This is a genomic window from Amycolatopsis sp. NBC_01286 (assembly GCF_035982555.1).
GTDB lineage: Bacteria > Actinomycetota > Actinomycetes > Mycobacteriales > Pseudonocardiaceae > Amycolatopsis.
Genome location: NZ_CP108428.1, coordinates 6980898 through 6995713 on the forward strand (window position 1 = coordinate 6980898; position 14816 = coordinate 6995713).

General features: G+C 65.9%; 11 protein-coding genes and 1 pseudogene. 3 read left to right on the plus strand and 9 right to left on the minus strand.

The features are described 5' to 3' along the window. The first annotated feature begins 12 nt into the window (after window positions 1–12). The gene (locus OG570_RS32905) at window positions 13–1515 is read left to right on the plus strand and encodes a sugar ABC transporter ATP-binding protein (RefSeq protein ID WP_326952945.1); all 1503 of its coding nucleotides are present in this window, start codon (window positions 13–15) and stop codon (window positions 1513–1515) included. Next, entirely contained in the window at window positions 1505–2530 is a 1026-nt protein-coding gene (locus OG570_RS32910; RefSeq protein ID WP_326950069.1) for an ABC transporter permease, read from the plus strand. Before OG570_RS32905 ends, OG570_RS32910 begins: the two co-directional genes overlap by 11 nt. Before the next feature lie 4 nt (window positions 2531–2534). Here the strand turns inward: OG570_RS32910 and OG570_RS32915 are convergent, their stop codons facing one another. After that, window positions 2535–3239: a FadR/GntR family transcriptional regulator gene (locus OG570_RS32915; protein ID WP_326950068.1), complete on the minus strand. Its 705-nt coding sequence runs from the start codon at window positions 3237–3239 to the stop codon at window positions 2535–2537. A gap of 1456 nt (window positions 3240–4695) precedes the next feature. Here OG570_RS32915 and OG570_RS32920 point away from each other — a divergent pair. Continuing rightward, window positions 4696–4872, plus strand: coding sequence for an integrase core domain-containing protein (locus tag OG570_RS32920; protein ID WP_326960230.1), 177 nt, complete (start codon window positions 4696–4698; stop codon window positions 4870–4872). A 229-nt stretch (window positions 4873–5101) separates the two neighbouring features. Here OG570_RS32920 and OG570_RS32925 read toward each other — a convergent pair whose 3' ends face one another. The 8 genes and pseudogenes from OG570_RS32925 to OG570_RS32960 all read right to left on the minus strand — a co-directional run. Further along, window positions 5102–6025 carry a phytanoyl-CoA dioxygenase family protein gene (locus tag OG570_RS32925; RefSeq protein WP_326950067.1) on the minus strand — a complete coding sequence of 308 codons (924 nt, stop codon included), beginning with the start codon at window positions 6023–6025 and terminating at the stop codon, window positions 5102–5104. A gap of 68 nt (window positions 6026–6093) precedes the next feature. Then, window positions 6094–7068, minus strand: a complete 975-nt coding sequence (locus OG570_RS32930) for an aldo/keto reductase (protein ID WP_326952946.1) — start codon at window positions 7066–7068, stop codon at window positions 6094–6096. 12 nt (window positions 7069–7080) lie between these two features. After that, complete coding sequence (locus tag OG570_RS32935) at window positions 7081–8229, minus strand: glycine amidinotransferase (protein WP_326950065.1); 1149 nt, start codon at window positions 8227–8229, stop codon at window positions 7081–7083. 120 nt (window positions 8230–8349) lie between these two features. Next, window positions 8350–9633, minus strand: coding sequence for an MFS transporter (locus OG570_RS32940; protein ID WP_326952947.1), 1284 nt, complete (start codon window positions 9631–9633; stop codon window positions 8350–8352). A 17-nt stretch (window positions 9634–9650) separates the two neighbouring features. Continuing rightward, window positions 9651–11309: an amino acid adenylation domain-containing protein gene (locus OG570_RS32945; RefSeq protein WP_326952948.1), complete on the minus strand. Its 1659-nt coding sequence runs from the start codon at window positions 11307–11309 to the stop codon at window positions 9651–9653. Then, complete coding sequence (locus tag OG570_RS48430; protein ID WP_442788207.1) at window positions 11306–11599, minus strand: phosphopantetheine-binding protein; 294 nt, start codon at window positions 11597–11599, stop codon at window positions 11306–11308. The genes OG570_RS32945 and OG570_RS48430 overlap by 4 nt, the downstream gene beginning before the upstream one ends. 1558 nt (window positions 11600–13157) lie before the next feature. Further along, window positions 13158–13652: an AMP-binding enzyme gene (locus OG570_RS32955; protein WP_326952949.1), complete on the minus strand. Its 495-nt coding sequence runs from the start codon at window positions 13650–13652 to the stop codon at window positions 13158–13160. A gap of 64 nt (window positions 13653–13716) precedes the next feature. After that, a pseudogene (locus OG570_RS32960) lies at window positions 13717–14607 on the minus strand (AMP-binding protein); the annotation flags it as partial. Between the last annotated feature and the right edge of the window lie 209 nt (window positions 14608–14816).

Below are 14816 nucleotides of genomic sequence, written 5' to 3' on the forward strand. Positions count from 1 at the left end.
GTGGAGGTGGACATGGGTACCGTGCCGGTCGTCGAAGCGCGGCAGGTGGTCAAGCGCTACGGCGCCACCGTCGCGCTGGACCACGCCGACCTCACCGTCCTACCGGGACAGACGCACGCGCTCGTCGGCCGCAACGGTGCCGGGAAGTCGACGCTCGTCTCCGTCCTCACCGGCCTGGGTCAACCGGATTCCGGCTCGCTGAAGGTGAACGGCGAGCCCGCGCCGGGACGGTCCGATCGGGACGCCTGGCGGTCGCTGGTCGCCTGCGTGTACCAGCACTCGACGATCATCCCGGACCTGTCGGTGGCGGAGAACCTGTTCCTGAACCGGCAAGAGACCGTGCGCGGATTCGTCCGCTGGTCCGCGGTGCGCCGGGCGGCCACCCAGCTGCTCGAACGCTGGTCGGTCGACGTCGACGTCCGCCGGCCCGCGGGTGAGCTCGGGGTCGAGCAGCGGCAGTTCGTCGAGATCGCGCGGGCGTTGTCCTTCGGCGCGCGGTTCGTCATCCTCGACGAGCCGACCGCGCAGCTGGACGGCGGCGCCATCACCCGGCTGTTCGGGCACATCGCCGACCTGCAGCGCCAGGGCGTGACGTTCCTGTTCATCAGCCACCACTTGCAGGAGGTGTACGAGATCTGCGACACGGTCACGGTCTTCCGCGACGCCCGGCACGTCCTGACCGCGCCGGTCGCCGAACTGCCGAAGGCCGCCCTCGTCGCGGCGATGACGGGGGAGAACGCCGTCGTGGCAGAAGAACGCGCGTCCTCGGCCCGGCTCGGGGTGCCGCCGGTGCTCCGGGTGCGCGGGCTGAGCCTCGCTCCCACGTACGAGGACGTCTCCTTCGACGTCGCGCCGGGGGAGATCGTCGGCCTGGCCGGGGCCGGCGGCAGTGGTAAGACCGAGGTCGCCGAAACGCTGACCGGGCTGCGAAAGGCCGGTTCGGGAACCATCCTCGTCGGGGAACACCGTCCTCGCCCCGGCGACGTCCCGGCGGCGCTCGCCGCCGGGATCGGCTTCGTCCCGGAAGACCGCCACCACCAGGGACTCGTGCCCGAGATGTCGGTCGCGGACAACACCACCCTGTCCGTCATGGACCGGCTCGGTCCCGGCGTCTTCGTCCGGGCCGGTCTTCGCGACCGGCTGGCCGGGGCGCTGATCGACCGGCTGGAGGTGAAGACGCCCGGGCCGGAACTGGCGGTGTCGGCGCTCTCCGGCGGCAACCAGCAGAAGGTCGTCATGGCCCGGGCCCTGGCCGGCGATCCCCGGGTGCTCGTGCTGATCACCCCGACTGCGGGGGTGGACGTGCGGTCGAAGGAGTTCCTGCTCGGCAAGGTGGCCGAGGCCGCCGCCGGGGGCACCGCGGTGCTGATCGCCTCGGACGAGCTGGACGACCTGCGCCTCTGCGACCGCGTGCTCGTGCTGGTCCGCGGGCGGCTCACCGCGGAAATCCCCGCCGGCCGGCCGGACCACGAGGTCGTGGCCGCCATGGAAGGAGTCGATCTCGATGCCGGATAGCCCTGTCGCCGTGCGTGCCGAGGCACGGACCGAACCCGCCGCCACCCGGCCGCCGCGGCGGATCGCGCTGGCCCGTGTGCGCGACTTCGCGCTGGTACCCGGGATCGTCGCGATCGCCGTGGTCGGCCAGCTGGTGAACCCCGTGTTCCTCCAGTACGACAACGTGATCAACATCCTGCAGACCATGTCGGAGATCGCCCTGCTCGTGCTGGCCCAGACGCTGGTCCTGGTCGTCGGCCGGATGGACCTGTCGCTGGAGTCCACGTTCGGCCTGGCTCCCGGCGTGGCGGCCTGGCTGACGATCGACGGCGGACATTCGCTCGGCCTCCTGCCCGCGTGGACGGCGGTGCCGCTGGTGCTCGTCGTCGGAGTCCTGGTGGGTGCGCTCAACGCCCTGCTGATCGTCCGGTTCGGGCTGAGCGGGTTCGTGGTCACCCTCGGCATGCTGATCGTGCTGCGCGGCCTGCTGACCGGGATCTCCGGCGGCCAGACGTTCTTCGGCATGCCCGATGCGATGCTCTACCTCGGAACCACGTTGTGGGCCGGGATTCCGGCGTCCATCTGGATCTGCGTGCTGCTGTTCGCCGGCGGCGTCGTCCTGCTCGGCCACACCCGGTTCGGCCGCAGCCTCTACGCGATCGGCGGCAACGAAGACGCGGCGAAGGCGGCGGGCATCCGGACCGATCGGGTCGTGTGGATCGTCCTGATCGGGGCGAGTGTGCTGGCCGCGCTCGGCGGGCTGCTGCTCTCGGGCCGGCTCGCGTCCGTGGCCGCGGGGCAGGGCAACGGCTACATCTTCACCGTCTTCGCCGCGGCGGTGATCGGCGGGGTCAGCCTGAACGGCGGCCGAGGCACGCTTTTCGGGGCCTTCACCGGGATCCTGCTGCTGTACATGATCCAGAACGTGCTGACGCTGGCCGGGGTGCCCGCGCAGTGGATCGGGGCGCTCAACGGCACGATCATCCTGGTCGCGCTGGTGATGTCCCGGATCACCAGCGGCAAGCGGCAGAGCTGAGCCGCTACTGCTCGCCGAGGATCGGCAGCTCGGCCAGGTGGGCGCGCAGCCAGCGTTCGGACGTGTCCACGTGCATCAGCGCGGCCGCGGTGGCCACGGCGGGGTCGCGCCCGGCCAGGGCGTCGTAGATCGCCTTGTGCTGCGCCAGGGTCACGTGCGTGACGCCTCGGTCGACGGTGCCGCGCCAGATCCTCGCCCGCAGCGTGCGCGAGGAGATGCCGTCCAGCAGCGCGGTCAGGGTTTCGTTGCCCGACGCGGTGACCACCGCTCGGTGGAACGCGGCGTCGAGCACCGTCAGGCGCTCGACGTCCTCGACCGCCTCCTGCATCGCGTCGAGCAGTTCGGCGACGGTGCGGAGCTGGGCGTCGGTGATCCTGGTGGCGGCGACGCCGGTCGCGGCGGGCTCCAGGAGGCGGCGCACCTCGGTCAGCTCGAGCACGCTGCCTTCCATCAGCGACACCGCGTTGCCCAGGCCTTCCAGCAGCAGGCTGGGCGCGAGGCTGGTGACGTAGGTGCCGTCACCGCGCCGGACTTCGAGGACCCGGGCCAGCTCCAGTGCCTTCACGGCTTCCCGGGTGGGGCTGCGGGAGATGCCCAGTTCGGTGGCCAGTTCGTGCTCGGGCGGCAGCCGGGAGCCCGCGGGGAACCGCCCGGACCGGACGAACTCCCGGATCCGGTCGATCGCGTCGTCGGTCAGAGACCTCGCCATGGTGCTCCTCGGGCAGTGAACTGCCAGAGATCCTAACAGCCATATGATGAATGTCGCGAGAGTGGTGAGTTTTTCGCCTGATTCGACGAGAACAAGGCGACTGGCTCGCTCACGGTTGCCGAGACATGTGATGTTCCATCAAGCCGGCGCTGTGGCGATCCACTCGCGGAGTGCCGCCGCCTCGTCCGGGTCCGCGTCCGGCACGGGCACGCCGTTGATCGTCGCGACCAGGGTCTGGTATCGGATCAGCAGTTTCACGCCGGCCGGCTCCGCAATCCCGGCGACTGGACCGTCCCGGTGAGCATCATCATTTCAGTTGGGCGTTGGGCTCGAAGAAGTTCCACCCGGCAGCACAAACTGCGATGGAAGAAAGGGGGTCGCCCTGTGTCCGCCAAGGTCCGTAGTAGTTGGAGTAGTCGAAGCTGCCACTGGGAGTCAGGTACCGACAGCGGGCCACTGCTCGGAACTGCGTCCCCGAAGCTGACGCGTAGCAGTAGGCCGTCGTCCCGTTGTTGTACTTCGAGGCGCTGCAGTAGTTGGGAGCTGCGGATGCCGGCGACGCCAGGGGAAGGGACAACCCGGCAGTCGTGAGTGTCGCGGTGATCATGATCTTTGCGGTCCAGGATTTCATCGTTCCTGCCTTCTGGCGTAAGGACAGCTGCACGGCGTTCACTCCATCGGAAACAGGCTGGTTGAGTCGCCGGCCGGAACATCACACAGATGGACTAGTGCCCGATGGACTCGGCGGTGCCACTCCGTGTCAGGGCGGCGCGGCGACTCTTCGGAATTCTGCGGCGACCAACGATGTCCGCGTCGCCGCCGAGCGTCGACGTGCCGCCCAAACGACGACAGGTCGTAGGGTGTGTAGTCCAAGCTCAATGTGGTGAACGCGGTTCCCTCCGCACGCCTGGTCGAGTTGGGCAGCGATACCAGATCTGGCTCGGAACTCGGGTCTGCGCGTACCGTCCGTCACGACAATTCATCCCCGTGTCGGTCTCCTGCCTCCGTGAACAGCAGGATTACGGGGACGAGCCAATCGGTCGGCAACTTGCTTCCGCCGTGCCCCTGCACCGCCTTCAGCATCGAGCGATCCGACCATCGGTTGCTCGTGTCGACCGAAGGAGGAAGGTCCACTCGTCCGGAGGTCCTGAAGACTCACTGGCGTAAGCGCATGCCGACGGCAGATGCCGGCTTCCGATCGCAGCTTTGAGGTGCTGGATGTAAATCGGGCCGAGCGGGCGAACCCAACCCGAGAGGAAGCCGGCGCCGTCGCTTCGCGCGATGTGACCTTCGGTCTCCACCCTGTTGATCAAGCCGGGCGCGATGGTCTGCCCCGTCCAAAGCTCCAACCATTGTCGGGCGATCGCCGGCCACGTGTTGAACTGGTCACCGAAGTAACTCGACCAGCGAGCTAGGTCCTCGAGGCTCTCTGTGGACGCTCGTCAACGGGCGTCATCTGGAGCAGGTGCTGGCCGAGTACGTCGATCACTTCAACCGGCATCGACCTCATCGCTCGTTGGGCCAACGACCGCCCGACCAGGTGCTGGTTCCCGTGCGGATGGCTGGCGTCGGGCGGGTTCGTCGGCGTGATCGGCTCGGTGGACTGATCCACGAATATCAGCAGGTCGCATGATGTGACAAAGTTTTCGGCACCCACAGGATCGACTTCGCGGGGCCCTGCCCGCCCGCGGCCGGCCCAGCCCAGCCGCCGTCCGACGGCCGGAAGACCAAGGAGACCACGCCCACCGCCGCGACAGCCGGAACCCCACCCCACCGATCAGCACCGACCAAGGCAGCCGGGCGGGACGGACCGACGTCAAGCGCGAATCATCGAGGCTGGGACGCCCTGATTCACGGCTGCCCTAATTTGGTCGCGGCTTGTACGGCGCGCCGGAGAAGAACGGGACGGGATTGGTAAGCCTGGGTTGCCAGTGGGGAGTACCGACGTCTGCCCCGTCCACTCCCAGTACGCCGAGTCGCTCCAGCCGCCGGATGGCGGTCCTTCGTGGATCGGTGTCCGCCGAGGCGACCCAGTCCCGCCATGTCGTCCACTTCTCGTGGTCGTAGGAGTGTCCTGAGTAGTCACCGGTGAACAAGATGGCGTCCCGTACCATCTCGCCCTGTTCAGTGCCGCTCAGGGAGGGATTGAGGAAGTAGGAGGTGTCCCACGCCAACCTGAGGTTTCCTCCTGCGGACGCATGCAACAAACCCGAGTGAAAGGCGACCACGTCGCCCGGCTCCGTTCCAATCGAATAGGAGGGTACGGGCCAATCGCGCCACCCTATCGGCAAGCCCTGCCGGTCCGGGTCCTGGCCCATGTGCTCCCAGAAGGCGGCCTGTGTCGGAATCAGGTGCGATCCGGGCATCACCTGGAGTTGACCCGATTCAGGAGAGCACGCATCCAGGTAAATCATGAACTTGACGCCCTGCACATCGGCGGCCATGTCGGCGTGCCACCTCGTGTTGGCGCGGTAGCACACCGCTGCGCTGTTGGTCGGGACGGTTGGCCCTCCCAACAGATAGTGCGATGCCTGCCAGAACCTGGGGTCGTCGGCCACGAGACTCGCGGCCAACGGAGTATCGGCGTTCATGGTGGGAATCACATAAGCGGGCACCGCGGCGACCTCGGCCTCGGTGCCGCCCCGCCAGACTTGATCGCCGTACCCGCCCGTCAGGGCCTCGACGGATTCGGCGCGAAGCTGCGCCGCCTCGGCCTTGGTCAGCAGCCCGCGGAGTACGACGAACCCGAAGGCCTTGAAATGCGACACGTACTTATGATCGATCATTGGGCTTCACCATGATCCCTTCGGCGAAATTCCGGTACCTGGCACCGACCCCGCTTCATCAGATCGGGTCAGAGGTCGAGCAGTTTCATCTGTGCTGCGGAGTAGCGATCTCCCAGTACGTACTGGTCGAGGTCCTCGAGCTGGGCGAGGAGCTCCGCCGGAACGGTCAGCTGTGCGGCCTGGACGTTGTCGCGAAGATGCTTGAACTTCGTGGTACCGGAGATCGGGACGATGTCCCGATCTCGGCTCCACAGCCATGCCAACGCCAACTGGGCGGGCGTGCACCCCGCAGCCTCGGCGATCGAGCGGACGCGCTCGGACAGCTTGAGATTCATGCGCAGGTTGTCTTCGCTCCACCGTGGACTTTGACGGCGATAATCAGACGGGCGCAAGGCTGATGGTGTGGAGAACTGCCCCGTGAGAAGACCGGCGCCGAATGGACGATAGGCGGCGATTCCAATGTTCAACTGCCGGCACACGCCCAGCAGTTCCCGTTCGGCGAAGCGGGTAAGCAGAGAGTACTCGATCTGGACCACGCTGATGGGGTGGATGGCGTGCGCGGAGCGCACGGTCTGGCTATTGACCTCGGACAGACCGATGTGCCGGACGTCACCGCGCCGCACGAGTTCTGCCATCGCGCTCACCGTTTCCTCGATCGGAATGTCGGCGTTCCGCCGGTGCAGATAGTAGAGATCCAAATAATCCGTGCCCAAGCGCTGCAGAGAATCGTGGCAGGCCTGTCGCGCCCATTCGGCGCTGCTGTCGACGCGGATGGCGCCCTGCTGTCCGAAACGAAGCCCAAACTTGGTAGCCACGACGATATCGCTACGCCGTGTGATTGCGCGGCCGACGAGACGTTCGTTCTCGCCGAGCTGGGCACCGTAGACATCGGCGGTGTCCAGCATTGTGACACCTAGTTCGACCGCCCGAGCGACATACCGCCGGACGCTGCGCGCGCCGGCGATTCCTCGAGCGGTAAGGCCGGCACAGCCGAGCCCGAGAGCTGACGTGGACAGTCCTGACCCCAGGATGGTGGTCCTCAATTTCGCACCCGCTCAGGAGAGGTAGTCCGCGGCCTCGGAGCCTTCGCGAACCGTGTCGAGTGTGAAGCAGTGCAGCCCACCGCCGAAGAGGCGTCGATGCCGGTGCCGGAACGTGCCGACAGTGAAACCGTGCCTTTCAAGTGTGCGGACGAGTTCCGGGTTGGCCTCGTTGGCCAGAACCGTGTCCGGGCCGACCGACAGGACGTTGAGGTCGATGTACTTGGTGGTGAGTACGAGGTCGTCGTCGTCGTACGTCGGGAAGTTGTTCTCCTGAGGTTCAGGTGCATAAATGACATCCCATTTCTGCAACTCATCTGGGAGCGCGTTGAAAATGGCCGGGGTTCGCACCAGTAACAGGCCAGGCCGAAGTGGAAGAATCATGCTGTCGATGTGACTGTCGGCCAGTGCGTAGACCGGCAGGATCGTGAAGCGATCGGCCAGGTGACGACGGAGCCAATCGCCGGCCATGCGGTGGTTCGCTGTGGTCATATTGACCAGGATGTGTTTGCCCAGTCGCACGCACTGTGCGGCGTCGAACATCATCTCGAAACCAACGTCTAGCGGGCCTGGTTGGGGATCGCGCACCAGTTCGACCAGGCCACCCTTGACATAGGAGGGATCGAACGACGAGTCGGTCATCAACGGTCGAGGCATCACCGTCCAGCGCGCCCCCTCGTTGAAGTACTTGTGGAAGATCGGCTTGAGGAACTGGGTCTCGAAATATCGCGACCGCAGCATGGGGGGAGTTTCGATGATCTCGTCGCCGAGAACCAGGGTATTGTCGCGGACGTTGAGCGGAGGTACTACGGACGCCGTCCAGGCTGGTGTCCGGACCTCGATATTGTCGTCCACTGCCAGCGGACGGTGCACCGTGACGCCCAACCCTGTCAACAGGTCTGCCATCCCCTCGACGTCTTCGTTGAGCTCTTCGACGTACTGCCTCTTGATGGGGAAGCGAGGGGGCGCTTCGGACTCGGCTTGCCCGGACAAGGGCGTCAGCCGGGGGTAGTACATGTGGTCGTAGAAGGACTTCTGATCGGCCAGCTGATCGTAGAAGAACATGTCGAAGGACAGGTCTCGCTCATGCATGGTGTAGTTCTGGGCAGAACCCAGGACAACTTCTTTGAGTGGGGACCATTCGTCAAAGCTATTGAGCTTCATATCTCTCCATTTGCATGCTGGTGACTGTGTCCGGAGGTTCGTCCCGTGTTTTCTCGATGATGGTTACCAACATCACGGCAGCGTTCACATATGCATTCTGGCCGCCGAACGATGTCGGTGTCAGCTGTGCTCTGCCGCCTCGCCCGGGGCGTCGACGGGGCGATCATCGCCGGTGAAATCGCGCAGTTCGCGGCTGAGCGCGGCGACGACTGCGGTCAGCACGAGCACGCAGCCGAGGATGATCAGTGCGTTCGCCCCGCCGATGGCCGCCGCGAGGAAGCCGCCGAGGGGTGGGCCAAGAGGTGCCAGCGACCGTTCGCACACGGTGAGCACGGCATCCATCCGGCCGAGCATTTCCTTGGGCACCAGTTGAACGAACACTGCGCCCATCACGACATTGAGCGCCGGTGTTGCCAGCGACAGACAGATCAGCGGGACCGTTGGCCACCAGGGTCCCAGCGGCAGCGCCATCGTGGCAAGGCAGGCGCCGAACGTCCCCAGGACTGCCAGCAGCAACTTCCCGGGCGGCAGGATGTTGCCGGTGCGGGGCGCTGCGATCGCGCCCACCAGCCCCCCGATCCCGATCCCGGCCAGCACGATCCCCGTGGCCACGTCACTGCCGCCGCGTTCCTGGACGAGCACGATGACCGGAAGCAGGAACGCGCCGCCGATCAGGTTGAGGATCAGCACCGCGCCGGTGATGTTGCGCAGACCGCGCTGCCGCCAGATCCAGGTGAACGCTTCGCCGAGTTCCGCTCGCATGCTCGGCTTCCTGGCTTCCTCGGCGGAGCTGGCGGAGGAAGGTTCGGATGTCAGAACCGGGCGCCGGGGTACTTTGGCAAGTACGGCACAGATTGTGGCGGCGAGGAACGTGACCGCGTCGACGAGGAAGGGTATCGTGCGCCCGAAACTGTACAGGAGCCCGCCCAAGGGCGGCCCGACGAGCCGGGCGGCGAGGCTGCGCGCCTCTTCCTGCGCGAATGCCTGGCGGAGCTGCGGCGGAGGCACCACGCTACCGATTGCGGTAGTCCGAACCGGCCCAACGAAGCAGCTGCAGATCCCGTCCACCACCGCGAGCGGAACGAACGCCCAGATCCATTTCTCGCCACCAAGGACCGCCACTGCCAGGACTGCGGCCGTGCCGGCCTGAACCGCCTGGCTGGTTACCAGCGTTCTGCGGCGGTCCCATCGATCCACCCACACGCCGGCGGGGATCTGTGCGAGGAGAGCCGCCGCACTACGTGTTCCGGCGACCACGGCTGCCAACACCGCGGACCCCGTCGTCGCCAACACCAGCAGTGGCGTGGCCAGGCGGGTCAGTTCCGTGCCCACCGAGGAGATCGCACTACCCGCCCACAGCAGCTGGAACGTGGTGTTGCGGCGCAACGGAACGAGCTGAGTCATTCGACCATTCCCATCGCTCATGGCTGTTGCAACCTGGGCAGTGGGCTCGGCGACGTCGCCGACGGCGCGTCCGATGCGAACTCGGCGATGATGGCTGCCGAGTCCCGCTTGCCCGACAACGTCAACGGGAGCTGGTCCACTACGCGATAGAGTCCAGGGACCATGTACGCAGGTGCCGTCTGTCGCAGGTCGTCGGCGACCCGTGCGACCACGTCGGTGGCCACCGGCTCGGCCGCCACGATCATGGCGGCCAAGGTTGTTCCCAAGTGGGTTTCCACCGCAACGACCGCTGCCTCGCGCACCAACGGGTTCATCTGGAGAATGGTCTCGACCTCCTGCAGTTCGATCCGATATCCACGTACTTTGACCTGCTGGTCGACTCGCCCCACATAGTCGAGCTCGCCATCGGGCAGCACCCTGACCAAGTCGCCGGTGTGGTAGCAGCGGGTGGGTTGGCCGCCGCCACCGACGGGCAGCTTCCGAAAGCGTTCGCGGGTCAGGTCCTCCCGGTTGAGGTAGCCGGTGATGACGCTCGGACCCGACAGCCACAACTCGCCGACCGTCCCCCGACCGGTCGGCCGTTGGCGTGCATCCAGTACGTGCACGCCAACATGTGGCAGGCCACCTCCGATCGGGGATGCCGCAGCACCCGCCAGGGTGCCCGCATCCAGCCGTTTGAAGGTCGAGTGCACCGTGTTCTCGGTGATCCCGTACATGTTGATCATCGAGGGAGCGGCGGGGCCGAGCCGCGCGACGAAGGCGTCGACGACATCCATGGAAACCTTCTCGCCGCCGAAGATCAGGTATCGAACGTCCGCCGGGCGATCATCGGTCGCCATCCACTCCTGCGCCAAGTAGCGGAAGACCGAGGGGACCTGATTGAGGATCGTTATCCGATTCTCCTTCAGGAAGCTGACGAACGTCCCAGGGGCGAGGATCGTCTTCCACGGCGCCAGTACGGCGGTCGCGCCCGTGGACAGTGCCCCCCAAAGCTCCCACACCGAGAAGTCGAAGCAGAACGAGTGGACCACCGCCCATCGGTCGTGCGGTGAGACGTCGAACAGGTTCAGTGCACCGTCGAGCATGGCGAGGACGTTGCGGTGGGTCACCACGCACCCCTTGGGTGTTCCGGTGGAACCGCTGGTGTATATGACGTATGCTGCGCTGTCACCCGCCGGGCGGTCGAATCGGTCGACACGGGTCGGATCGTCGGCGGCGGCGTCCGCGTCGCAGTCAGTGAACCGATGGTCATGCAGTCCCACCGCTATCGCGGTGCGCCGTGCACCCACGATGTGGGTCATCTGGGCGTCTTCGGCGATGAAGTTCAACCGACGCCGGGGATAGCCCGGATCAAGGGGGACATACGCCGCGCCGCACTTCAGAATGGCCAGGAGAAGAACGATTGTGTCCATGTCTCGATCCGCCAGCAAGCCGACGAGTTCGCCTGGGCGCACCCCGGCACGAAGCAGGCGACGTGCCGCGGCGTCACTCGCCCGGTCCAGATCACTGTAGGTCGCCTGGTCGTCGCCGCTGACCACGGCGATCGAGGCGGGCGCCTCGACGGCACGGCGGCGCAGCAGGTCTGTCAGAGATTCCATACTCGCGATTTTGGTTCTTGGCTCGGAAGCGGCAAATCCGTCGGTGACCGTCGACGCATCGACTTCTGCGGTGCTCACAGGCGCGGAGAGGTATCAGTCTGCGCGGGGTGGGGGGATGCCTGCTGGACGGTTGCGTCACACGAGTTAAGGATGCACTCCACGACACCCCGCACACTCCTCCCATGGAATACGAAGTCATAGTCGAAATCTATGCCTTGGGCTTGTATGGCTTGGGCCAGTTGTACGACGAGCAGGGAATGCCCTCCGAGCAAGAAGAAATCATCGTCGCCGCGCACCGTGTCCACCCGTAACACCCGGGCAAACTCCTGTCCGACGAGCGTCTCCAATTGTTGGCGGTTGTACACCACGGTTACGTACCCCCTGTCGCTACGCAGCTACCGTGTGCCGACGACAAGCGCGCTGTCCGACTGTCTGTCGATCCACACTCGACGATCCGTCAAGCCCCAGCGATGTGTCTATCCGGGGAGTGTACCCGGAGTCTGCCCGAGGAGCATACCCGTGACCAGCAGGATTTCGGTCTGTTGATAGAAGGGCGAGCCAATCGCGCCCATGCTGGGACGTAAACGTCCGTGAAGGTTCCTGCAGGCGTGGACCGGCTGCGTTCTGGCCACCCTGGGTGACCACGGCCACCACGGGGAGCACTTTCTGTAGCCGCATAGCGCCAATGGGCCGCGCATTCCGGCCGGAGCGTCGTTCAGAAAATCATCGTGATGGACTATTGACTGTGCGGGAACGCAACTACTCTGCGAGTGATCCTCTTGACATGCAAAGTTGACTGCTATACCGTCAGAAATGCTCCTTAAACAGTAATATGAACGGTGAGGGAGGAGGTGGACCATGCGGTCGATTCGTTTTATCGCTCGTGCTGCGGGGTTTGGTCGTCTTATGCGCAAGAACCCCACTGGTCGTTTCCACTACCACTACAGTTAGGCCACTCTTGCTTTCGGCTGACGAAGTGCGACGCCTGAGTGTGCTTCGTTTTTGATTAACTGCACGACGGGATGGCAGGTCGTCAGCGAAGTCCTGCGTGGTCGGCGACAGGGTGGCGGGTGCCCAGGGAATTCGTTCGGGGGTCATCTCGACAGTACAGCCGTGAAAGATGTTTCGCGGTCGATGGGGGATGGCCGGGCAGCGATCCGGCGGCGGTGTGCCCTGCGTCGATGGTTCGCAGTGGCCGTGACGACAGACCGGGCCCCGCCACTTCTTCAGGTGCGCGCGGTATCGCGCTCGACCTCCATGGGTTGCCGGCAAGGGGCAGATGTCGTTGCGGTGCGCGTAGTGCGACCGGTCCACGCAGTGAACCAATGCCACCAATCACAGGGCTACCGGTGACACCGACGCAGGCCCACCAGGGCGGCCATCACCCGCAGCTCATGGCCTTGCCGGAGTCGACCGGCCGTGTCGCCGGTGGACCCCGGGGCGAATCGAACTCGGCCACCACGGGCCGCAGCCACCTCGATGACAAGCCTTCGACTCGCCACTCCGTGACCACGGTGGATTGCTCCAGCAAAAGATCATTCCACCGGGTGGCCACAGCCATGCACGAAATCGGGTGGTACTTCGCGACTGTCGACCAGGCTCGGACGGCCCGCGTCGGAGCCTCTCGTACGCCGTCCCACCTGCCGTCGAGCAGCTTGTTTCTCCAGCGTCGAGCAGCCTGTTTCCGGCTCGCCGCGCGATTTCGGGGCATCCGTTACGCTCGCCGAAGCCACCCTCACCCGGGTCACGACCCGCATGGCGGCGCCGAACTACGCCGTCGTTGCCGGTGCCGTGGCGCCCACCGGCCGGCCCTCCGGCCAGGCCGACCGTCGGTGCTACGCCGGCAGACACCGCCGCCACGGCGGCTGCGTCCGGGTCATCGGGCGGTGAGCTCGACGCGATGGAGGGGACGGACGGCGAGTGAACTCATTCGCCTTCCCGCAGCCTGTACCGCTGCAGCTTGTTCGTGGCGGTCCGCGGTAGCTTCTTGATGAAGTCGATGTGCCGCGGGTGCTTGTAGGCGGCGATGGAGCGCTTGACGTGGTCCTGCAGTTCCGTCGCCAGCTCCGCGCCAGGAAGGTGGCCGGTCCGGATGACAATGTAGGCGGCCACCACCTGGCCGAGCTCATCGTCGGGTTTACCGACCACCGCAGCCTCGGCGACTGCCGGATGAGTGAGCAGGACGGACTCGACCTCGACGGCGGAGATGTTGTGACCGGCGGAGATGATCATGTCGTCCGACCGGCCCTGGTACCAGAAGTATCCGCCGGCGTCCCGGACGTAGGTGTCGCCCGTGATGTTCCAGCCGTACTTGACGTACTCGGACTGACGGTCGCCATACAGGTAGCGGCAGCCGATCGGGCCGCGAACGGCGAGCCGACCCGGCGTCCCGTCGGGCACCTCTTGCCCGTTCTCGTCCACGACCTTGGCCAGCCAGGCATCGGCGCAGGGAGCTCAGATCCACATCCGCGATGTGGTCGAGCAGTGCGCGGTAGGCCGATGGTGCCGTGAACAGTACCGAGATGCGGTGCTTGGGAATGGCCTCCAGCAGGCCGGCCGGCCCGGGGTAACTCGGGAAGACGGTGCGCGCTCCGGCCCGAAAGGGGAACAGTACCAGGCCGCCCAGGCCGTAGGTGAAACCTAGTGGTGGCGTGCCGGCGAACACATCGGTCGACCTCGGCGCCAGCACCTGGGTGCTGAAGGTGTCGCAGACGGCCAGCACGTCTCGGTGAAAGTGCATGCATCCTTTGGGCGAACCGGTCGTGCCCGAGGTGAATGCGATGAGGGCAACGTCGTCAGCCGCGGTCGGAACGCCGGCAAATCCGGGCTCCGCGCGGCGAGCCAAGCCACACAGGTTCTCTGGGTCGTCGTCGCCGAAGCAGGCGAGGGTCATTCCGGCGACACCGGCCGCGAGCACTTCGGACCTGCCCCCTGCGTCGCACAGGGCAAGGCCAGCCGAACTGAGCCCGGCGATCGTGGCCAGCTCCTTGCTCCGGAGGTCCGGCGCGACCGTCACGGCCACCCCGCCTGCCATCACGGTCGCGAACCAGCACGCGACCAGCCAAGGCGAGTTGGATCCGTAGAGTAGAACGCGATTTCCCGGAACCAATTCGTAGACCTCGGTCAGTACCCGGGCGAGCCGGTCGACGGTGTCGGCGAGCTCGCCATAGGTCCACGTCCCGGCATCGTCCACCATGCACACTTGCTCAGCCCCGAACCGCTCCACCGCTTCGGTCAGGAGGACGCTCGCACAATTGAGGACGTCCGGGTACGACGGCGAGGTGTCGAGTAGCTCCGGCCAAGTTTCCCGGGCCGGCAGGTGGTCTCGGGAGAACGAATCGACGTGAGCGGAGTGGCCATAGGCCATAGCTACCATCCTCAACGGGATACAGGAGGTGTGTGTGCGGCGAACTGCGATCTGGCCATCCAGCCCCCGATCTAAGCACGTGAGAAGCGGCCGTGAACCCCACGTTTCGGCGCGGACCTTCGATGATGTCCTACCCGTTCGGGATCGGCCTGTCCACCCGCACCCGCAGGCGACCCCATCCGGCCGAGCCGCCGCCCTCGGGCTTGTCACGCAACTTC